General features: G+C 76.6%; 18 protein-coding genes and 1 pseudogene. 10 read left to right on the top strand and 9 right to left on the bottom strand.

The genetic code is table 11. The annotated features are described in order from the left end of the window. The first annotated feature begins 83 nt into the window (after positions 1 to 83). From ACRYR9_RS14075 to ACRYR9_RS14050, 6 genes and pseudogenes are all read left to right on the top strand, one after another. The gene (locus ACRYR9_RS14075; protein ID WP_432496549.1) at positions 84 to 335 is read left to right on the top strand and encodes a hypothetical protein; all 252 of its coding nucleotides are present in this window, start codon (positions 84 to 86) and stop codon (positions 333 to 335) included. Between the two features lie 43 nt (positions 336 to 378). Next, positions 379 to 1,209 carry an NYN domain-containing protein gene (locus ACRYR9_RS14070; protein ID WP_432496551.1) on the top strand — a complete coding sequence of 277 codons (831 nt, stop codon included), beginning with the start codon at positions 379 to 381 and terminating at the stop codon, positions 1,207 to 1,209. A gap of 56 nt (positions 1,210 to 1,265) precedes the next feature. Further along, positions 1,266 to 2,747 carry a 30S ribosomal protein S12 methylthiotransferase RimO gene (gene rimO, locus ACRYR9_RS14065; protein WP_432496553.1) on the top strand — a complete coding sequence of 494 codons (1,482 nt, stop codon included), beginning with the start codon at positions 1,266 to 1,268 and terminating at the stop codon, positions 2,745 to 2,747. Beyond that, positions 2,744 to 3,328, top strand: a complete 585-nt coding sequence (gene pgsA, locus ACRYR9_RS14060) for a CDP-diacylglycerol--glycerol-3-phosphate 3-phosphatidyltransferase (RefSeq protein ID WP_432496556.1) — start codon at positions 2,744 to 2,746, stop codon at positions 3,326 to 3,328. The genes rimO and pgsA overlap by 4 nt, the downstream gene beginning before the upstream one ends. Beyond that, the gene (locus ACRYR9_RS14055; RefSeq protein WP_432496559.1) at positions 3,325 to 3,828 is read left to right on the top strand and encodes a CinA family protein; all 504 of its coding nucleotides are present in this window, start codon (positions 3,325 to 3,327) and stop codon (positions 3,826 to 3,828) included. The genes pgsA and ACRYR9_RS14055 overlap by 4 nt, the downstream gene beginning before the upstream one ends. 225 nt (positions 3,829 to 4,053) lie before the next feature. Beyond that, positions 4,054 to 4,392 (top strand): annotated as a pseudogene (locus tag ACRYR9_RS14050) (helix-turn-helix domain-containing protein); the annotation flags it as partial. A 229-nt stretch (positions 4,393 to 4,621) separates the two neighbouring features. Here the strand turns inward: ACRYR9_RS14050 and ACRYR9_RS14045 are convergent. From ACRYR9_RS14045 to ACRYR9_RS14015, 7 genes are all read right to left on the bottom strand, one after another. Next, a complete protein-coding gene (locus ACRYR9_RS14045; RefSeq protein ID WP_432496561.1) occupies positions 4,622 to 5,149 on the bottom strand; it encodes a hypothetical protein in 528 nt (175 codons plus the stop codon). A gap of 188 nt (positions 5,150 to 5,337) precedes the next feature. Further along, positions 5,338 to 5,895: a GerMN domain-containing protein gene (locus ACRYR9_RS14040; protein WP_432496563.1), complete on the bottom strand. Its 558-nt coding sequence runs from the start codon at positions 5,893 to 5,895 to the stop codon at positions 5,338 to 5,340. Continuing rightward, positions 5,892 to 7,310 carry a sensor histidine kinase gene (locus ACRYR9_RS14035; RefSeq protein WP_432496566.1) on the bottom strand — a complete coding sequence of 473 codons (1,419 nt, stop codon included), beginning with the start codon at positions 7,308 to 7,310 and terminating at the stop codon, positions 5,892 to 5,894. The genes ACRYR9_RS14040 and ACRYR9_RS14035 overlap by 4 nt, the downstream gene beginning before the upstream one ends. Then, positions 7,307 to 7,984 (bottom strand): response regulator, encoded by a 678-nt coding sequence (locus tag ACRYR9_RS14030; RefSeq protein WP_432496568.1) that lies wholly within the window; start codon positions 7,982 to 7,984, stop codon positions 7,307 to 7,309. Before ACRYR9_RS14030 ends, ACRYR9_RS14035 begins: the two co-directional genes overlap by 4 nt. Positions 7,985 to 8,097: 113 nt before the next feature. Beyond that, entirely contained in the window at positions 8,098 to 8,682 is a 585-nt protein-coding gene (locus tag ACRYR9_RS14025) for a hypothetical protein (RefSeq protein ID WP_432496570.1), read from the bottom strand. A 197-nt stretch (positions 8,683 to 8,879) separates the two neighbouring features. Continuing rightward, on the bottom strand, positions 8,880 to 9,779 hold the full coding sequence (locus tag ACRYR9_RS14020; protein WP_432496572.1) for a DNA-formamidopyrimidine glycosylase family protein: 900 nt from the start codon (positions 9,777 to 9,779) through the stop codon (positions 8,880 to 8,882). Between the two features lie 24 nt (positions 9,780 to 9,803). Next, on the bottom strand, positions 9,804 to 14,660 hold the full coding sequence (locus ACRYR9_RS14015) for an ATP-dependent helicase (protein WP_432496575.1): 4,857 nt from the start codon (positions 14,658 to 14,660) through the stop codon (positions 9,804 to 9,806). Positions 14,661 to 14,734: 74 nt separating this feature from the next. Between ACRYR9_RS14015 and ACRYR9_RS14010 the strand changes: the two genes are divergently transcribed. After that, positions 14,735 to 14,956, top strand: coding sequence for a DUF3046 domain-containing protein (locus tag ACRYR9_RS14010; RefSeq protein WP_432496578.1), 222 nt, complete (start codon positions 14,735 to 14,737; stop codon positions 14,954 to 14,956). 24 nt (positions 14,957 to 14,980) lie between these two features. Here ACRYR9_RS14010 and ACRYR9_RS14005 read toward each other — a convergent pair whose 3' ends face one another. After that, positions 14,981 to 15,964, bottom strand: a complete 984-nt coding sequence (locus tag ACRYR9_RS14005) for an SMP-30/gluconolactonase/LRE family protein (protein WP_432496581.1) — start codon at positions 15,962 to 15,964, stop codon at positions 14,981 to 14,983. A 93-nt stretch (positions 15,965 to 16,057) separates the two neighbouring features. After that, positions 16,058 to 17,077 (bottom strand): glycosyltransferase family 2 protein, encoded by a 1,020-nt coding sequence (locus ACRYR9_RS14000; RefSeq protein ID WP_432496584.1) that lies wholly within the window; start codon positions 17,075 to 17,077, stop codon positions 16,058 to 16,060. A 400-nt stretch (positions 17,078 to 17,477) separates the two neighbouring features. Here ACRYR9_RS14000 and recA point away from each other — a divergent pair, with 400 nt between their 5' ends. The 3 genes from recA (at position 17,478) to ACRYR9_RS13985 (ending at position 19,428) form a co-directional block, all read left to right on the top strand. Then, a complete protein-coding gene (gene recA, locus ACRYR9_RS13995; protein WP_432496586.1) occupies positions 17,478 to 18,524 on the top strand; it encodes a recombinase RecA in 1,047 nt (348 codons plus the stop codon). After that, entirely contained in the window at positions 18,521 to 19,069 is a 549-nt protein-coding gene (locus tag ACRYR9_RS13990) for a regulatory protein RecX (RefSeq protein WP_432509673.1), read from the top strand. Before recA ends, ACRYR9_RS13990 begins: the two co-directional genes overlap by 4 nt. A gap of 62 nt (positions 19,070 to 19,131) precedes the next feature. Next, positions 19,132 to 19,428: a putative quinol monooxygenase gene (locus tag ACRYR9_RS13985; RefSeq protein ID WP_432496588.1), complete on the top strand. Its 297-nt coding sequence runs from the start codon at positions 19,132 to 19,134 to the stop codon at positions 19,426 to 19,428. The last annotated feature ends 27 nt before the right edge of the window (positions 19,429 to 19,455 follow it).

The following is a 19,455-nucleotide window of genomic DNA, read 5'->3' as shown; positions in this document are numbered from 1 at the left end:
GCCCCGGCGCACCCCCGGACGAGGTCCTCGACGAGCGGACCGGGCCGCCCAGCCGCACCGGCCCCGGGGAGTCGCAGGACGTCGTGCGCCGGATCGCGGTGGCGCAGGACGACCGGGTGGCCGCCGTGCCGTTCTGGACGGTGGTGGGCGTGCTGGTCGTGCGGGGCCGCGACCTGGTGGTCGACGGCGCGGCCGTCTCGACGGTGCTGGGGGTTCTCGCGCGCGTGACCTGCGCCGTCAGCTGCTGGGCCGCGCTGCTGGTGAGCGTGCGCTGCAGGCGCACCCGCAGCCGGCTCGGGCTCGGCCCCACCGACACGCGGCGTCACCAGTGCTAGCCGTACGTCGCATCTTAGTAACTCTCCGTGTAACTTGTGGACCATGGAGTCGCCGCGCCGAGCCGAGCCCGCCCGGGACCTCGATCTGCTGGTGTGGGACGCGCCGAACGTCGACATGACCCTGTCGGCCATCCTCGGCTCGCGCCCCGCCTCCTCCGACCGGCCCCGCTTCGACGCCATCGCCCGCTGGTTCCTGGCCGGGGCGGGCGAGCACGAGGTGGAGGGCTGCGTGTTCACCAACGTCCAGCCCACCGCCGCCGTCTCGCTGCGCGGCTGGATCGAGGCGCTGCGCAGCTTCGGCTACGCCGTCTTCGCCCGTCCCAAGCTGCACCCCGAGGACGACGTCGACGACGCCATGCTCGAGCACATCGCCGAGCGCGCGGCCACCCACCGCCTGCGCCGCCTCGTGGTCGCCAGCGGTGACGGCCGCAACTTCCTGGGCCCGCTGGAGGAGCTGCACCGCGCCGGGGTGCGCTGCGTCGTGCTCTCGTTCGCGGAGGTGGCCGGCTACGCGCAGGAGTCGCCGCACATCGAGTTCGTGGACCTCGAGGACGTCCCGGGCGCCTTCCAGGTCTCCCTGGGACGCACCCGGTTGTCGGCGCTGCCTCCCGGCGGCGGCTGGTTCCGGCCCACCCGGTCCATGCGCGCCCTGCTCGAGGAGCCGCACCCGGCGCCCGCCCCGGACGCGGAGGTGCCGGCGGCCCAGCCCGGTCCCGAGGACGACGCCGCACCGGGCGCCGCGCCGGACGCTGCCCCGGACGCCGGGGCGCGGGGTCCCCAGCCCGGGCCCGCCGCCGCGCAGGCCCCGGCGGTCGGCGAGGTGGGGCGCGTGCCCTTCCCCGGCCCACCGCCCTCCCGCCTGCGCGCCGGGTAGCCCTCCCCGCCGTCCGCGCGGCCGTCCGCGCCGCCCGGACTGCGTACCCTGGGCACGTGCCAGGCACCTCCGCGCAACGACGCTCCGTCGCCCTCGTCACCCTCGGCTGCGCCCGCAACGACGTGGACTCCGAAGAACTGGCGGGCCGGCTCGCCGACGCCGGCTGGGACCTCGTCGACGACGCCGACGGCGCCGACGTCGCCGTGGTCAACACCTGCGGCTTCGTCGAGCAGGCCAAGAAGGACTCCATCGACACCGTGCTGGCCGCCGCCGACCTGAAGGAGTCCGGTCGCACCGGCGCCGTCGTGGCCGTGGGCTGCCTGGCCGAGCGCTACGGCAAGGACCTCGCCGAGTCGCTGCCCGAGGCCGACGCCGTCCTCGGCTTCGACTCCTACGCCGACCTGTCCAGCCACCTCGAGGCGGTCCTGCACGGCGAGCGGCCGGCCGCCCACGTGCCGCGCGACCGGCGCACCCTGCTGCCCCTGGCGCCCGCCGAGCGCCAGGCCGCCAGGGCGGCGGCCGCACCCGTCGTGCTGCCGGACCTGCCCGCCGGCCTGGCCCCCGCCAGCGGCCCGCGGGTGGTGCGCCGCCGCCTGGCCTCCGGGCCGTGGGCGCCCGTGAAGATCGCCGCCGGGTGCGACCGCCGCTGCACCTTCTGCGCCATCCCCGCCTTCCGCGGCTCCTTCGTCTCCCGTCCCGCCGACGAGGTCCTCGCCGAGACCCGCTGGCTGGCCGGGCAGGGCGTCAAGGAGGTGTTCCTCGTCAGCGAGAACACCACCAGCTACGGCAAGGACCTCGGCGACCTGCGCGCCCTGGAGGCCCTGCTGCCGCGCGTCGCGGCCGTCGACGGCATCGAGCGGGTGCGGGTGTCCTACCTGCAGCCCGCCGAGGTGCGCCCCGGCCTGCTGGACGCGCTCACCGGCACCGACGGCGTCGTGCCCTACTTCGACCTCTCGTTCCAGCACTCCGCGCCCGCGGTGCTGCGCCGCATGCGCCGCTTCGGCGGCACCGAGCCGTTCCTGGCGCTGCTGGAGCAGGTGCGCGAGCGCGCCCCCCTCGCCGGGATCCGCTCCAACGTCATCGTCGGCTTCCCCGGCGAGACCGAGGACGACGTCGACGAGCTGTGCTCCTTCCTCGAGCGCGCCCGCCTGGACGTCGTGGGCGTGTTCGGCTACTCCGACGAGGACGGCACCGAGGCCGCCGGCTTGGACGGCAAGCTGCCCGACGACGTCGTGGCCGCCCGCGCCGACCGCGTCGGCCGCCTCGTGGAGGAGCTGGTGGCCCAGCGGGCCGAGGACCGCCTCGGGGAGGTCGTGGAGGTCCTCGTGGAGTCCGTGCTCGACGAGGACGGCGACCCGCACGTGGTGGGCCGCGCCGCCCACCAGGGCCCCGACGTGGACGGCGAGACGGAGCTGGACCTGCCGGCCGGCACCCGCGTGGCCGTCGGCGACCTGGTGCGCGCCCGCGTGACGGGCGTGTCCGGCGCCGACCTGCTCGCCGAGCCGCTGGTGGGCGCGGAGGCGCCCGTGCCGGCGTGAGCGCCCGCACCGGCGGCTCCGGCGGCTGGCGCACCGCCCACCGGGCGCACCTGCCGAACGCGCTGACGGTGCTGCGGCTGCTGCTCGTGCCGCTGTTCGTGTGGTTCCTGGCGGAGGACGGCGGGGAGGACTGGCGCTGGCGGCTGGCCGCGGCGGCCGTGTTCGCCGTCGCCAGCATCACCGACCGCTACGACGGCCACCTCGCCCGCCGCTGGGGCACCGTCAGCGACTTCGGCAAGATCGCCGACCCGCTGGCCGACAAGGCGCTCATCGGCAGCGCGCTGGTCGTGCTCTCGGTGCAGGGCCGCGTGCCGTGGTGGATGACCGCGCTGATCCTGGCCCGCGAGGTGCTGGTCACGCTGCTGCGCTTCCTGCTCATCCGCCGCGGCACCATCCTGCCCGCCGACCGCGGCGGCAAGGTCAAGACGGTCGTGCAGATCGCCGCGGTGGCGCTGTTCGTGCTGCCGCTGCCGGGCTGGGCGCACTGGCCGTCCCTGCTGGTGATGCTCGCCGCCGTGGTGCTGACCCTGACCAGCGCCCGCGGCTACTTCGCGGCCGGGCTGAAGCTCCTGCGCGGGTGAGCACGCCCGTGAGCACCGGTGAGCCCGCCGCGGCGCGGGTCGTCGCCGCGCTGCGCGCCGCCGGGCTGACGGTCGCCACGGCCGAGTCGCTGACCGGCGGGCTGGTGTGCGCGGCGCTGGTGGACGTGCCCGGCGCCTCCGCCGTGGTGCGCGGCGGGCTCGTCGCCTACGCCACCGAGCTGAAGGCGTCGCTGCTGGGCGTGGACGGTGCGCTGCTGGCCCGCACCGGGCCCGTGGACGCCGAGGTGGCGCGGCAGATGGCCCGCGGCGCCCGCGCCCGCCTGGGGGCCGACGTGGGCCTGGCCACCACCGGTGTCGCCGGTCCGGGACCGGCCGACGGCCACCCGGCGGGCACCGTCTTCGTGGCCGTCGCCGCCGACGCGCTGCCGGGCGGTGCCGCGGCCCGCCGGCTGGCGCTGGCGGGCGAGCGCGCCGAGGTGCGGCGCACCGCCGTGCAGGAGGTCCTGGCCGACCTCGCCGCTCTGCTCGGCGCCGGCTGAGCGGGGGAGGCGAGCGCTGTGCAGCGCCTGTGCGCCGGCGCGCGGCGGAACACGCCGGGGTCGCGGGGAGTTGAGCTGGACGTGCGCAACCCCCTTCCCACCACGACCGCGACGCGCTCTGCGGGGTACGGTGGTGGTTCCACCACGGGCAGCCACCGAGGAGCGCCGAACGGACGACCGGACCTCCGAGGCCTGCCCCCTCGACTCCCTGAGGGAGGCCGTCGCATGGTCGTGCTCCGCCGGACGATCGGTGACGTGCTGCGCGACGAGCGGCGCGGTCAGCAGCGCACCCTGCGCGAGGTCTCCTCGACCGCCCGCGTGTCGCTGGGCTACCTCAGCGAGGTCGAGCGCGGTCAGAAGGAGGCCTCCAGCGAGCTGCTGGCCTCGATCTGCACCGCCCTGGACGTGCCGCTGTCGCACGTGCTGGGCGAGGTGACGCGCCGCATCGCCGACGAGGAGGGCGGCCACCGCCCCTACGCGGCCGAGGGCTTCGTGCCCACCCCCGGATCGCCGAAGAAGGTCTCGCCCGGCGCCGTGGCCACCGCACCGCGCCTGCCCCGCGTGGAGCAGGCACCGGCCGTGGTGCCGCAGGAACCCGCGGCCGTCGAGCAGGTCGTCGACCAGGCCGTCGACGCCGTCCTCGACTCCGCGCTGGAGGACCTCGTCGCCGGCCGGGGCGGGGAGTTCTCCCTGGAGCTCGACGGGCTCCCCCGGGAGCTGGAGCTGATCCTGCGCCGCCGGCTGCTCCCCGCCGCCTGAGCGGCAGCGGAGGAGCAGGACGCGCCGGGCGCGCTCACCCCTCGCCCACGACCTCCACCGACGTCGCCACCAGGTACGGCTCCGCGTCGAAGTCGTCGTAGCGGTCGTCCTGCAGGTCGACGCCGGTGTCCTCCTCGACGCGGGGCAGGTCGAAGGCCGCGCCCAGGACCCCCTCGACCCGGACGGTGGCGCCCTCGCCGAGGCCGGCCACGTCCGTCGGGCTCAGCACGAGCAGCGGGTCGACCTCGGTGCCCGGCTCGGGCACCAGGAGGAACGTCCGTGGCGAGACGAGCACGTCCACCTCGGCCGTCAGGTCCACCTGCTGCCCGTCCCAGGCCTCGACCTGCTCGTAGAAGGTGCCGTCGAGGACACCCTCGTGGACCGGCTGCACACCGGTGGCGTCGTCCTGGCGGTCGACCACCGCCTCCCGCGCCGAGTCCGGCACGGTGTCCACCAGGTCCTCCTCCTGAGAGCCGCACCCGCCCAGCACCAGCGCTGCGAGGGTGACGGCACCCGCGGCGGCGGCCCGGACGGACGGGTGGGAACGGTGGCGGCTGGACACGGTGTCCTCCTGCGGTTCGGTGGCGGTCCTGCTCGGCGGCGGTGCCCGCGACGGGCCCGCCCTCCCACCGTTCCCCGGTGCACCCGGACGCGCTCCCCGGGACGCGGTGCCCGGCGGTGCTGTCACGAGACCGTCATCACAGCCGCCGACTCGTGACGCCGGCGTGACGGCGAGGGGCCGTGCGGCGCTCAGGTGCCCGCGGGCGGGGCCACGGAGGCGTAGTCGTCGCGGTCGACGGGATCGTGCGTCAGCCCGGCGTCGGTGGGGACCTCCACCTGCTCGCCCTCCACCGTGAACCGCACGCGCTCCACGCCGCGCAGCTCCGTGAGCGTCCACACCAGCTGCGCCACCGCCAGCAGCTGGTTGGCGCCGCCCACGTTGGTGAAGTCCCGGCCGGCGGCGACCACGACGCCACCGGTGGGGGCCGGGGTCGCGACCAGGTCCTGCGGCGCCACCGCGGTGCGCACCTCGTCCGCCACCTCCGAGCGGCGCGGGCCCCTCACCAGCTGGTCGAGCGCCGTCTGGGGCGTGGCGGTGGCCGTGCGCCGCGGAACGGCGACCAGGCGGTCGTCACGCACGAAGTACACCTGCAGGACGAAGGCGCCGCTGGAGGACCCGGCGCTGGTGGGGGCGCTCGCCACGGGCAGCGCCACGCTCGTCGGCCCCTCCTGCGTGCTCACGCCGCAGCCGCCGAGCGCCGCGACGAGCGCCGCCACGGCGGCCGCCGCGGTGCGCCGACGCCTCACGCGTCCTCCCTGGGGATCGAGACGACGAAGCGCGCCCCGCCGTCCGGGCTGTCGGTCACGGTGACGTCCCCGCCCATCGCCTCCACGTGGCGCAGCACCAGGGACAGGCCCAGCCCGGCGCCCCCGGTGGAGGCCCGGTCACCGCCCCTGCCGCGGGCGAACCGCTCGAAGACCCTCTCCCGCTCGGCCGGGTCCACGCCCGGACCGGCGTCGTCCACGGCCACGAGGCCGCGCTGCGCGGTGCAGGAGACGGTGACGCGGGTCGCCCCGCCCCCGTGCTGCTGAGCGTTCTCCACGAGGTTGACCACGACCTGCCGCAGACGGCGCTTGTCCGCGCACACGCGCACCTGCCGGGCCTGCGGCTCCACCACGAGCACGGGCGCGACCGCCTCGGGCAGCGAGCGCTCCACGAGGTCCGGCAGGAGCACGCTCTCCACGGCGGCGGGCGTGCCGTCACCGCTGGAGCGGGAGATCTCCAGCAGGTCCAGCACCAGGCGGTGGAAGCGGCCCAGCTCGTGGCCCAGCAGGTCCAGGCCCTCGCGGGCGTCGCCGGGCAGGTGCTCGCGGCGGGCCTGCACGATCGCCAGCGCCGCCGTGATCGTCGTCAGGGGCGTGCGCAGCTCGTGCGCGACGTCGGCGGCGAAGCGGGCGTCGGCCAGCACCCGGCGCTCCAGCGCCTGGGCGGTGCCGTTGAAGGAGGCCGCCAGGGGCACCAGCAGCGGGTCCCCGTGGGGGTCGATGCGGGCGCCCAGGTCCCCGGCGGCGAAGGCGGCGGCCGCGGTGGAGACCTCCTCCAGGGGGCGCAGCGCGGGGCGGGTCAGCCACCGGCCCAGCAGCAGGGCCGCGAAGGGCAGCAGCACCGTCCCCGCCGTCATGCCCGTGCTGAGGGCGCGGAAGGTGCGGTCCAGCTCGTCCAGCCCGAACACCTCGAAGTAGGCCTCACCGATCCCCGCCAGGGGCACGCCCACGGCGAGGGCGACGCCGCCGTCGACCTCGACGCGCTGGGTGGAGGCGCGGCCGTCCACGACCGCCTCGCTCAGGCCGGTGGGCAGGTCGTCGGCCCCGACGCTCAAGGACGTGGTGGTCCACTCGCCGCGGCGCAGCAGCAGCGACGTGGAGCCGGACTCCCGCGGCAGCTGGGCCAGCAGGTCCGGTGGCGGCAGGCCGCGGGTGCGCAGGCCGCGCTCGACCTGCAGGGCGTTGGCGCTGGCCTGGGCGACCGCCGTGCGCTGGCGCTGCACCAGCAGGTACTGGGAGACGGCGGTCCACACGGCGAGGGTGGTCGCGGTGGTCAGCACGAGCACGAGCCCGGTGATCAGCAGGGTGGCGCGCCCGCGCAGGCTGCGCCAGCGGGCTGCCGGCTGGGGGGCGGTGCGCTCGGCTGCACCGGTGCCCCGCGGCGGGACGGGCGTCACGGTTGCAGCCGGTAGCCGATCCCGCGCACCGTGACGACGTGCCGGGGGTGCGCAGGGTCGTCCTCGACCTTGGTGCGCAGCCGGCGCACGTGGACGTCCACGAGCCGGCTGTCGCCGAAGTAGCCGTACCCCCACACGCGCTCCAGCAGCTCCTCGCGGGTGGTGGCGCGGCCGGGCACGGCGGCGAGCTCGCACAGCAGGCGCAGCTCGGTGCGGGTGAGGTCCACCGGCTCGCCGTGCAGCAGCACGAGCCCGTCCCGGGGGGAGATCACGAGGTCCCCGGCCTCGACCCGCGGAGAGGGCCCGTCGGTCGGGGAGCGCCGCAGGGCCGCGCGCAGGCGGGCGGTGAGCTCCTTCGGCACGAACGGCTTGGTGACGTAGTCGTCGGCACCGGCTTCCAGGCCGGCGACCACGTCGTGGCTGTCGGCGCGCGCCGTCACCATGATCACGGGGACGTCGCTGCTGCGCCGGATGCGCCGGCAGGTCTCGAACCCGTCGAGGCCCGGGAGCATCAGGTCCAGCAGGACGGCGTCCACGCCGCCCTCGCCGAGCCGCTCCAGCGCTGCTTCGCCGTCCGCCGCCTCGGTCACCTCGTACCCCTCGGCGGCCAGCGTCATGCGGACGACCCGGCGGACCATCGGGTCGTCCTCGACGACGAGCACGGACCGGGACACGGCGCCATCCTGCCGCCGGTGCCGGTGCAACGCACCCGCACCGGCGGGACAGGGATGGTCCTGCGGGGTTCCTCACCGGGCCGCGCGGGTCGGTGAGGAACGCGGAGCGGCCGTCAGGACGCCGTCGGCGTGCTGGTCGGCGAGTCGGTCGCCGTGGCCGGGTCGACGTTCTCGTCCTCCTGGTTCGGCATCTCCACGGAGGTGGCCGTGATGTACGGCTCGGCGTCGTAGTCGTTGAACAGGTCGTCCTCGAGGTCCACGCCGGTGTCCTCCTCGACCTGCGGCAGGTCGAAGGCCTCGTGCACGGTGCCGGTGACCTCCACCAGCGTGCCCTCGGTCAGGCCGGAGACCTCGCTGGCGCCGACGACGAGCATCGGGTCCACGGTGGTGTCCGCGGTGCCGGCGATGACGAACGCGTTCGGCGAGACGATGCGGTCGATCTGCGCGGAGACGGTCACCTCCTGGCCGACGTAGGTGTTGACGTCGTCGTAGAACGTGCCGTCGTAGGCGCCGTCGTAGGGCGTGGCCGCGGCCTCGCCCTCCAGGGCCTCGTCGTCGGCCTCCTGGACGTCCTCGACGGTGGTGCCCTCCTCCTCGCCGGCGGTGTCCCCGCAGGCGGTCAGGCCGAGAGCGGCGAAGCACACGACCCCCGCGGCGGCGGTCCGGGCGGACGGGCGGGTGCGGAATCGGCTGAACACGGCTTCCTCCAGTGAGTCGGTGGTCTTCTGTCGTTCTCGCGCCCACCTCCGGCGGGCGCTGCACGACCACCGTGGCCAGCCCCGGGCCGCCTCGCGCGGCAGAACGGGGGGTTCCAGGCGGCTGTCACGAGAGCGTCATCAGGAGCCGTCGTCCATGACGCGGGTGTGACGATCCGGCGCCGGGCGTCCGACCCCGCTCAGGGCCGTGCGGGGCCGCTCGCCGCGCGGGCGGGCCCCGTGCGGCGCGGCCGGGCGCCCAGCGGCGCCTGGGGACGCCCGTCGTCGGTGGGGGCGGGCCCGGGCTGGCAGCGGGGGCAGGAGAACGCGGTGCGCTCCTTCGACGGCGGCCCGATGAGCGCGACGCGCACGGTCGTGCCGCAGCGCAGGCAGGGCAGCCCGGAGCGGGCGTGCACGAAGTTGCGCCGGCCTCGGCGCAGGTCGCCGGTGGTGACCTGCTCGGTGCGCTCGGCGTTGGCGTGCAGCAACCGGTGCACGAGCGCGACGAGCCGGCCCGGGTCCGGCACCTCGCCCACCGGGGTCCAGGGGCTCAGGCCGGTGAGGAAGCACGCCTCGGCCATGTAGAAGGTGCCCACCCCGGCCAGCACCCGCTGGTCCAGCAGCGCCTCCCCGACGGGGCGGGCGGGGTCGGCGAGCAGGCGGCGCTGCGCCTCGGCTGCGTCCCAGCCGGGGCCGAGCACGTCGGGCCCCAGGTGCCCGACGAGGTGGACCTCCGCCGCCGTGGGGACGAGGTCGAGCATCCCCAGCCGGTGCCCGACGGCCGTCCACGCGTCCGTGACGAGCACGGCCCGCACCCCCGACGCCGAGCGCCGCCCGCGCCCGTCGGAGCCGCTGCGCTCGACGTACCAGGAGCCCTCCATGCGCAGGTGGCTGTGCAGGGTCAGCGGTTCCTCGCCACCGGTGGCGGCGAGGCGGGCCAGCAGGTGCTTGCCGGCGCTGACGACCTCCAGCACGCGCCGGCCGGACAGGTCCGCCGTCGCCAGGTCCGGCCAGCGCAGGTCGCTGACCAGCAGGTCGCGGCCGGCCAGGGCGGCGTGCAGGCGCCGCGCGGTGCGCCGCACGACGTCACCCTCGGGCACGGGCGCCCGCCTCCGCGCGGCCGCTCACGCGCGGATCCGCAGCCCGCGCGGGGTGGCGTGGAAGCCGGCGGCCTCCAGCGCGGCGCCCAGCGGGGAGGTGGAGGTGAGCACCCCGGCGCCGTCGGCGCGCTCGACGGTGAGCTTGCCGAGGGCGCCGTCGCGCACGGCGAGGGCGAGGGCGTCCGCGGCGGGCTGGAGCACCTGCGGCTGAGGGGTCCAGGACAGCAGCGAGCGCCCGCCGCGCTCGACGTAGAGCACCAGGTCGCCGTCGACGAGCACCACCAGCGCACCGGCCTTGCGGCCCGGCCGGTGCCCGCTCGCACCCGCCGACGCCTCGGGCCGCTCGGGCCAGGGCAGTGCCGCACCGTACGGGCTGGCGGGGTCGGTCGCGGCGAGCACCAGCGCCCCGGGGCGGACCTCGGCCTGCTCGTCGCGGCGCTGGGAGGGGCTGCGCCCGCCCAGCGGGCGGGCGGAGTCGCGCAGGCGGTCCACCGCCCCGGCGCTCGCGAACTGCGAGGCCCCCAGGCCCTCGACGAAGTACCCGCGCCGGGCCCGGCCGGCCTCCTCGAAGGCGGCCAGGACGCGGTAGACGGCGGCGAACCCGCCGGGCACCCTCTCGGCGCCGACGGCGCCGCGCGTCAGGACGCCGTGCCGGTCCAGCAGCACCTCGGCGCCGGCGTGGGCGCGCACCGTCGCGTCGGCCTCCAGCTCCGGCAGCAGCGACCAGCGGCCGGCGGCCGAGGGCGGCCCGCTGCGCGAGGGCAGCTCGGCGCCGCGCAGGCCGGTGCCGGCCCGGCGCGCTGCGCCGGGGCGGGCGTAGCGCGAGCGCGGTGCGGCCCGCTGGGTGCGGTGCGCCGCGCGGCCGCCGCCGAGGCGGTTGCGCAGCGGAGCGAGGGTGTCGTTGGTCAGGCGCCCGGCCCACACCAGGTCCCACAGGGCCGTGGTCAGGGCGACGTCGTCGGTGGAGCCGACCGTGCTCGACAGCGCCCGGAAGAAGTACGCCCCGCCGCCGGCGAGCGCCTCCAGGACCGCCCGGTGCAGCTCGGTGTCCACGGCCACCTCGGACTCGGCCGGGTCCGGCAGGGTCAGCGGGGCCAGGTCCGCCGGGTGCAGGGAGACCCAGCCGTCGTCGCCGGGCAGGCTGCCGTGCCCGGCCCACACGACCTCCCCGGCGGCGGTCAGCTCGTCGAGCATGGCGGGAGAGTAGCCCTCCACCCGCGAGGCCAGCACCAGCGGTTCCAGCGCACTGGCCGGCACGACCGCGCCGGCGAGCTGCTCCACGGCGCGCAGCACCCCGTCGACGCCGCGCAGCCGCGAGCGCAGCCCGGTGCCCACGCCCTGCCAGGCGGGCAGGAAGCGGGCCAGGTCGCGCGGGGCGACGGGCTCGACGTCGGCGCGCAGCGCGGCCAGCGAGCGGCGCCGCAGGACCCGCAGCACGTCGGCGTCGCACACCTCCAGGCCGGTGCCGCCGGGGCGCAGCTCGCCCTCGACGAGCCGGCCGGCGGACTGCAGGCGCCGCAGGGCGTCGTGGGCGACGGCGCGCCCGATGCCGAAGCGGGCGGCGGCCTGCGCCACCGTGAACGGCCCGCGGGTGCGCGCGTACCGGCCCAGCAGCTCGCCCAGCGGGTCGGCGACGGGCTCGGTGAACGCCTCCGGCACCCCCACGGGCAGCGGGGTGCCCAGGCCGTCGCGCAACCGGCCCGCGTCCTCGATCGCCGCCCAGTGCTCCTCGCCGGCGATGCGCACGCGGATCGCCCGGCGCGCCTCCTCCAGCGAGACCAGCCAGCGCGCCACCTCGTCCACGGGGGCCACCACGGGCTCCTCGTCGGGCGCGGAGCGGCCGCTGCGCGCGGTGACCTCCGCCGTGGTCAGCGGCCCGAGCACCCGCAGCAGGTCGGCGACGTCCTCGGCGTCGGCGCAGCGGCGGGTGGGCGCGAGCCGCTGCAGCTCCGCCTCGGTGCGCTCCACCGCCTCGGGGTCCAGCAGGTCGCGCAGGGCCGCGCCCTCGCCGCGGCCGAGCAGCTCGGCCAGCAGGCTCGGGTCCAGCGCGAGGGCGGCGGCGCGGCGCTCGGCCAGCGGGGAGTCGCCCTCGTAGAGGAACTGCGCGACGTAGCCGAACATCAGCCCCCGCGCGAACGGCGAGGGCTGCTGCGACTCCACCTCGACCACCCGCACCTCCCGGGCGGCGAGGTCGCGCATCAGCTGCTCCAGGCCGCGCACGTCGAAGACGTCGGAGAGGCACTCGCGCACCGTCTCCAGCACGATCGGGAAGCTCGCGAAGCGGCTGGCCACCTGCAGCAGGGAGGCGGCGCGCTGGCGCTGCTGCCACAGCGGCTGGCGCTTGCCGGGCTGGCGGCGCGGCAGCAGCAGGGCGCGAGCGGCGCACTCGCGGAAGCGGGCCGCGAACAGCGCCGAGCCGCCGATCTCCGCGGTCACCAGCTCGGCGACCTCCTCCGCCTCCAGCGCCACGAGGTCGGCCACGTCCGGGCTCTGCCCCTCGGGCAGGTCCAGGTCGGGCAGGCGCAGCACGATGCCGTCGTCGGCGGGCATGGCCTGCACGTCCACGCCGAAGCGCTCGCGCATCCGCGCGCCCAGCGCCAGCGCCCACGGGGAGTGCACCTGCCCGCCGAAGGGGGAGTGCACGCAGACGCGCCAGTCGCCCAGCTCGTCGCGGAAGCGCTCCACGACGATCGTGCGGTCGTCGGGCACGTGCCGGGTGGCCTCCTGCTGCTCGGCGAGGTACGCCACGAGGTTGTCGGTGGCCCACTCGTCCATCCCGGAGGCCAGGACCCGCTGCCGGGCCGCGTCGCCGGCGTACCCGCCGTCCATCGAGCCGAGCTCGCGCACGAAGGCGCCCAGCGCCCGGCCCAGCTCGGCCGGGCGGCCCAGCGCCTCGCCGTGCCAGAACGGCAGCCGGCCGGGCTGGCCCGGCGCCGGGGTGACCAGCACCCGGTCGTGGGTGATGTCCTCCACCCGCCACGCCGAGGAGCCCAGGGTGATGACGTCGCCCACGCGGGACTCGTAGACCATCTCCTCGTCGAGCTCACCCACGCGCCGGCCCGGCCCCTCACCGCTCGCCAGGAACACGCCGAACAGGCCGCGGTCGGGGATGGTGCCGCCGCTGGTGACCGCCAGGCGCTGCGCGCCGGGGCGGCCGGTGAGGGTCTCGGTGACCCGGTCCCACACCAGGCGCGGGCGCAGCTCGGCGAACTCGTCGCTGGGGTAGCGCCCGGAGAGCATGTCCAGCACCGCGTCCAGCACCGGGCGCGAGAGCGTGGCGAACGGCGCGGCGCGCTTGACCAGCTCGTGCAGCTCCGGAACGGTCCACTCGTCCATCGCGACCATCGCCACGACCTGCTGGGCGAGCACGTCCAGGGGGTTGGCCGGTACCCGCAGCTCCTCGATGCGCCCGTCGCGCATGCGCTCGACGACCACGGCGGTCTGCAGCAGGTCGCCGCGGAACTTCGGGAACAGCACGCCGCGCGAGACGGCGCCGACCTGGTGCCCGGCGCGCCCGACGCGCTGCAGGCCGCTGGCCACGCTCGGCGGGGACTCCACCTGCACCACGAGGTCCACGGCGCCCATGTCGATGCCCAGCTCCAGGCTGGAGGTGGCGACCACGGCGGGCAGCCGCCCGGCCTTGAGCTCCTCCTCGATCAGGGCCCGCTGCTCCTTGGACACCGACCCGTGGTGGGCGCGCGCCAGCACCGCCGGGGCGCCCCGGGCGGCACCGGCGGCGCCCATGAGCTCGGCCGGCGCCCGGCCCGCCCCGCCGCCCTCGGCGTCGGGGGCGTCGGGGGCGTCGGGGGCCAGGCGCTCGTCCCACACCTCGTTCAGCCGCGCGGTCAGCCGCTCGGACAGCCGGCGCGAGTTCGCGAAGACCAGCGTGGAGCGGTGCTCGGCCACCAGGTCGACGATGCGCTCCTCCACGTGCGGCCAGATGCTGGCCCGGCGCGGGTCGCCGGCGGCCTGGCCGGTCAGGTCGTCCTCGTCGGCCGGGCCGCGGCCGGAGGAGTCCAGCTCGCTCATGTCCGGCACGGGCACCACCACGCGCAGGTCGAAGCGCTTGGTGGACGGCGGCTGCACCACCGTCACCGGCCGCCCGCCCGAGACCCACTCGGCGACCGTGCCGACCGGGCGCACCGTCGCCGACAGGCCCACCCGCTGCGCCGGCTCCCCGCCGGCGGCGGTGACCAGGGCGTCCAGCCGCTCCAGCGACAGGGCCAGGTGCGCGCCGCGCTTGGAGCCGGCCATGGCGTGCACCTCGTCGAGGACCACGGTGCGCACCCCGCGCAGCTGCTCGCGCGCCTTGGACGTCAACAGCAGGAACAGCGACTCGGGGGTGGTGATGAGCACGTCGGGCGGGGTGCGGGTGAACGAGCGGCGCTCGTCGGCGGGGGTGTCGCCCGAGCGCACCCCCACCCGCACCTCCGGCACCGGCAGGCCCAGGCGCTGGGCGGCCTGCCGGATGCCCGTCAGCGGGCTGCGCAGGTTGCGCTCGACGTCCACCGCCAGGGCCTTCAGCGGCGAGACGTACAGCACCCGGCAGCGCAGGTCGCGGTCCTCCGGCACCGGCTCGGCGGCCAGGCCGTCCAGCGCCCACAGGAACGCCGACAGCGTCTTGCCGGAGCCGGTGGGCGCCACCACGAGGGCGTGCTGCCCGCGGCTGACGGCGTCCCACGCGCCGAGCTGCGCGGGCGTGGGCGCCTCGAAGGCGCCGGTGAACCAGGCGCGCGTGGCCTGGGAGAACCGGCCCAGCACCTCCGCCGCGCCGGGCGTCGCACCGCCGGGTGCCGCCTCCGGCCCGTCCGGCCCCGCGCCGCGGCCGGCGCCCTGCGCGACGGTGCTCTCGGGGGCGGGTCGCGCGGCGCGGGGGGACATGCCGACATCCCAGCACCCCCCTCCGACACGTGCCCGCCGTCGCCGCACCGGCGGCTCCGTGGCACCCTGCCCGCGTGCGAGTCAGCGAGTTCTGGACCCTGGTGGAGGACGAGTTCGGCAGCGCCTACGGACGCTCCCTCGCGCACGACCAGGTCCTGCTGGCCCTGGCGGACCGCACCCCGCTGCAGGCCCTGGACGCCGGGGTCGAGCCCAAGGCCGTCTGGCTGGCGCTGTGCGACGCGATGGACGTGCCGCCGGAGCGGCGCCTGGGCAGGGACCGGCCCCCGAGGCGCTGACGAGCCGTCCGCCCGGGACCGGGTTCAGCCGCGCAGCCACCACAGGCCGGCGCCGGTGGCGCGGGTGCGCAACCGGTACAGGCTCGTGGAGGCGGCGATGAACACGTCGGTGCCCTCCGGCCCGCCGAAGCACAGGTTCGCCACGACCTCGCCGACGACGACCTCCAGCAGCCGGGTGCCGTCGGGCGCGAAGACGCTCACCGCGTCGCCGTTCGAGGTCCACACGTTCCCGGCGGTGTCCACGCGGAAGCCGTCGGCCAGGCCCCGGTCCACCGTCGTGAAGACCCGGCCGTTCTTGGCCACCGGCCCGCCGGGGCGGGCGTCCGGCCCGCGCCCGCCGGGGGTGCCGCGGCGCACGTCGTAGACGCGGATCAGCCGGTTCGAACCGCTGCCCGGCACGCGCGCGGCGGAGGTGTCGGCGACGTACAGCAGCGACTCGTCGGGGGAGAACGCCAGCCCGTTGGGCTCCTCCACGTCCGCCACCACCACCCGCAGCTCGCCCGTGCCCGGGTCCAGGCGGAAGACGTGGTTGTCGCCGTACTCGCGGAACCCCTCGTGCCCCTCCTCGGGCACGCTGATGCCGTACGGCGGGTCGGTGAACCACACCGCGCCGTCGGAGGCGACGACGACGTCGTTGGGCGAGTTCAGCCGCGCCCCGCCGGACGAGGCGGCCAGGACGGTGGTGGAGCCGTCGGGCTCGCGCCGCTCCACCGAGCGCCGGCCGTGGCTGCAGAAGACCTCCCGGCCCTCGCGGTCGAGGGTGCGCCCGTTGGTGAATCCCGCGCGCTCGCGGTCCACCCGCAGCCCGCCGGCCTCGTCCCAGCGCAGGACGCGGTCGCCGGGGATGTCGCTGACGAGCACCGCCCGCTGCTCCGGCAGCCACAACGGGCCCTCGGCCCACGTGCTGCCGGTGCCCAGGCGCTCGAGGCGCGTGCCGGCGGCCACGAGGTCGCCCCCGCGCTCGTCGAGGACCTGCGGCCGGCCGGGTGTGTCGCTGGGGGTGCTCACGGGCGCTCCGTCGCTGCTCTGCGGGACCCGCCGGCCCGGCGGGTGAGCGGGCAGCGTAGTGCCGCGGTCGGGCGGGCGGGGCCGCCGGCGCCGCTAACGGCCGCCCTGCCGGCTCGCCCGGCGCATCCCCGCCTGGTGCTCCAGGCGTCGCAGCAGCTTGGCGGCGGTGTCCTCCACCGGCCAGCACCGCAGTGCACCGCCGGCGCGCACGGCGACGCTCAGCGCGCCGGCCAGGACCGGCTCGGCCGGCCCGCCACCGGCGGCCGACAGCACGCGGCGCAGCGGTGCGGGCAGCCCGGTCAGCGGGTCGGCCACCTCCACCAGGTCGGGGTAGCGCTCGGCGAGCACGACGCGCCCGGCGCCCTGACGGCGGGCGTCGGCGCGGAACTGCTCCAGCGTGCGGCTGTGGGCGTGGCGCGAGGTCAGCGAAGGGTCGTACACGCCGGTCAGCCCGGTGCGCAGGCAGCGCAGGCCGAACTCGCGGTCGCCGTGGCGCAGCGCGGTGAACGTGCCGTCGCCGTGCAGGCCGACGCGCAGCGCGTCGGCGCGGCGCAGGGAGACGTTGCCCATCCACAGCCGGCGCAGCACCTCCTCGCTCCCGTGGCGCTGCCAGGCGCCGACGCAGCCGAGGTACTCGGCGGCGTAGAAGCGGGTGGCGAACTGCCCCGGGGCACGGGGGTGGGGGACGGTGGTGGGCATGTGCCCGACCACCACCAGCTGCTTCCCCCGGAGGTGGTGCCGGGCGTGGCCGGTGACCAGGCCCGGCTCGGCGACGACGTCGTCGTCGATGAAGAGGACCACCTCGCCGGTGGCCGCCCGCAGCCCCGCGTCGTTGGCGCCGGTGGCTCCCGCGCCGTGCACCTGCACCAGGCGCACGCGCGCGTCGCGCTCGCTCAGGGCCCGCACGTCGGCGGCGGTGCCGTCGTCCTCGCCCGAGGCCGGGTGGTCGACGACCACCACGAGCTCGCCGGTGGCCGGGTCGTCCAGCAGGGGGCGCAGGCACGCGGCCAGCGCCCGGCGGCGACGGTGGGTGGGCACCACGACGCTCGTGCTCGGCAGTGCTCGGCCGGTCGCCTCGTCGCTGGTGCCGACGTCGGGGCTGCGGTGGATCACTGTCTGGTTACCTCGCTCGGTGTGTCGGGGTGCGGCGCGCGGGCTCGTCCGCACCTGGTCCTCGTGCAGGGCGCGCCGGGTCCCGGGGCGCCCCGTGGGGCGGTCGCGACTGTAGGGGGTGGTGGCCCTCCGCCGAGGGACGAGTGGTGCGCGCCACCCCCTGCGACGGTGCCGCCGCCGGCGCGGCGACGGGTGCGTCGACCCGACCGGGGCGGTTCGCGGCTGGGCATCGAACACCTGTACGGATAGGATCGCCGGTGTTCCACAGGGGGCCGTCCGGTCCCGCTCTCCACACGCCGGGCCACGTGCGCGGCTCGTGTCGGAGGCGGGTCGTAGCGTTCCCCGGGTCGGAAGAACACACCGGGCCGAAGCGTCGGCCACCCCAACCCGAGGTGAGGACATGCCCGCTCCCGCGGACCGCGAGAAGGCCCTCGAATCCGCCCTGGCCGCGATCGACAAGTCGTTCGGCAAGGGCTCCGTCATGCGTCTGGGCGACGAGAGCCGCCCGCCCATCGAGGTCATCCCCACCGGGGCGATCTCCCTCGACGTCGCGCTCGGCATCGGCGGCCTGCCCCGCGGGCGCGTCGTGGAGGTCTACGGCCCCGAGTCGTCCGGCAAGACGACCGTGGCCCTGCACGCCGTCGCCAACGCGCAGAAGGCCGGCGGCATCGCCGCCTTCATCGACGCCGAGCACGCGCTGGACCCCGACTACGCCGCCAAGCTGGGCGTGGACACCGACGCGCTGCTCGTCTCCCAGCCGGACACCGGTGAGCAGGCCCTGGAGATCGCGGACATGCTGATCCGCTCCGGGGCCCTGGACATCATCGTCATCGACTCCGTGGCGGCCCTGGTGCCCCGCGCCGAGATCGAGGGCGAGATGGGCGACAGCCACGTCGGCCTGCAGGCCCGCCTCATGTCGCAGGCCCTGCGCAAGATCACCGGTGCGCTGAACCACTCCGGCACCACGGCGATCTTCATCAACCAGCTCCGCGAGAAGATCGGCGTGATGTTCGGCTCGCCGGAGACCACGACCGGCGGCAAGGCGCTGAAGTTCTACGCCTCGGTGCGCCTGGACGTGCGCCGCATCGAGACGCTGAAGGACGGCACCAACCCCGTCGGCAACCGCACCCGCGTCAAGGTCGTCAAGAACAAGGTCAGCCCGCCGTTCAAGCAGGCCGAGTTCGACATCCTCTACGGCCACGGCATCTCCCGGGAGGGCGGTCTGATCGACCTCGGCGTCGAGCACGGCTTCGTCCGCAAGTCCGGCGCCTGGTACACGTACGAGGGCGACCAGCTCGGCCAGGGCAAGGAGAACGCCCGCGCCTTCCTGCGCGACAACCCCGACCTCGGCGACGAGATCGAGAAGCGCATCAAGGAGAAGCTCGGCATCGGTGCCCGCGTCGACGCCCCGGCCGAGGTCGAGGCCGAGCCCGCGGTGACGTTCTGAGTCGAGGCTCGCGCGGTCAGCGGCCTCCCGGTCCGGAGGAGAACCCGGACCGGGAGGCCGACCCGCACGACGTCGCCCGCGCCATCGCGCTGCGCCAGCTGACGATGGCGCCGCGCACGCGCGCCCAGCTGGCCGAGAAGATGGCCGCCAAGGACGTCCCCGAACAGGTCGCCACCGACGTCCTCGACCGCTTCGAGGAGGTCGGCCTCGTCGACGACGGCGCCTACGCCGAGGCGTACGTGCACTCCCGTTCCCGCAGCCGCGGCAAGCGCGCCCTCGCGCAGGAGCTGCGGCGCAAGGGCGTGGACGACGAGACCGCCCGCGAGGCCCTCGAAGGGGTCGGCGACGAGGTGGAGGAGGGCGCGGCGCGCGAACTGCTGCGCCGGCCGCTGGCCGCCACCCGCGGCCTGGACCGCGCCGCGCGTCAGCGTCGCCTCGCCGGGGTGCTCGCCCGGCGCGGCTACCCGCCGGGCCTCGTCATGCGCCTGGTGCGCGAGGCGATCGGCGAGGACGAGGCCGCCGTGGACGACGACCCGCTCGACTGACCTCGGCGCGCGCCCGCCGCACCGCCTGGCTAGCCTCCCCGCAGCCCCGACGAGGAGGATCCGTGAGCATCACGTCCCTGCTGGACCTGCGCTTGAAGCCCGAGGCGCTCGCCGACGCCCCGGCGGTCATCACCGAGACGCTCGAGGCCACCCGCGCCTTCGAGGGCAACCTCGGGGTGGACGTCCTGCGCGACACCGCCGACGAGACCCACGTGCTCGTGCTGGAGCGATGGGAGTCCCTGGAAGCCGACGACGCCTACCGTGCCTGGCGCGCCACCCCCGAGGGCGCCTCGCGCCTCGGTGAACTGCTCAGCGCGCCGCCCGTCCTCACGCGCTTCACCACCGAACCCGGCATCTGAACCCGCGCCCCGGTACCGGGGCGCACG

The organism is Kineococcus auxinigenes, assembly GCF_050871525.1.
Taxonomy (GTDB): Bacteria; Actinomycetota; Actinomycetes; order Actinomycetales; family Kineococcaceae; genus Kineococcus.
This window is presented reverse-complemented; position numbering and strand designations above follow the sequence as displayed.

Bases quoted from the DNA above. Each gene is read 5' to 3' on its own strand.
- ACRYR9_RS14070 (WP_432496551.1), top strand. From the start codon at position 379: ATGGAGTCGCCGCGCCGAGCCGAGCCCGCCCGGGACCTCGATCTGCTG.
- ACRYR9_RS14015 (WP_432496575.1), bottom strand. From the start codon at position 14,660: ATGTCCCCCCGCGCCGCGCGACCCGCCCCCGAGAGCACCGTCGCGCAG.
- recA (WP_432496586.1), top strand. From the start codon at position 17,478: ATGCCCGCTCCCGCGGACCGCGAGAAGGCCCTCGAATCCGCCCTGGCC.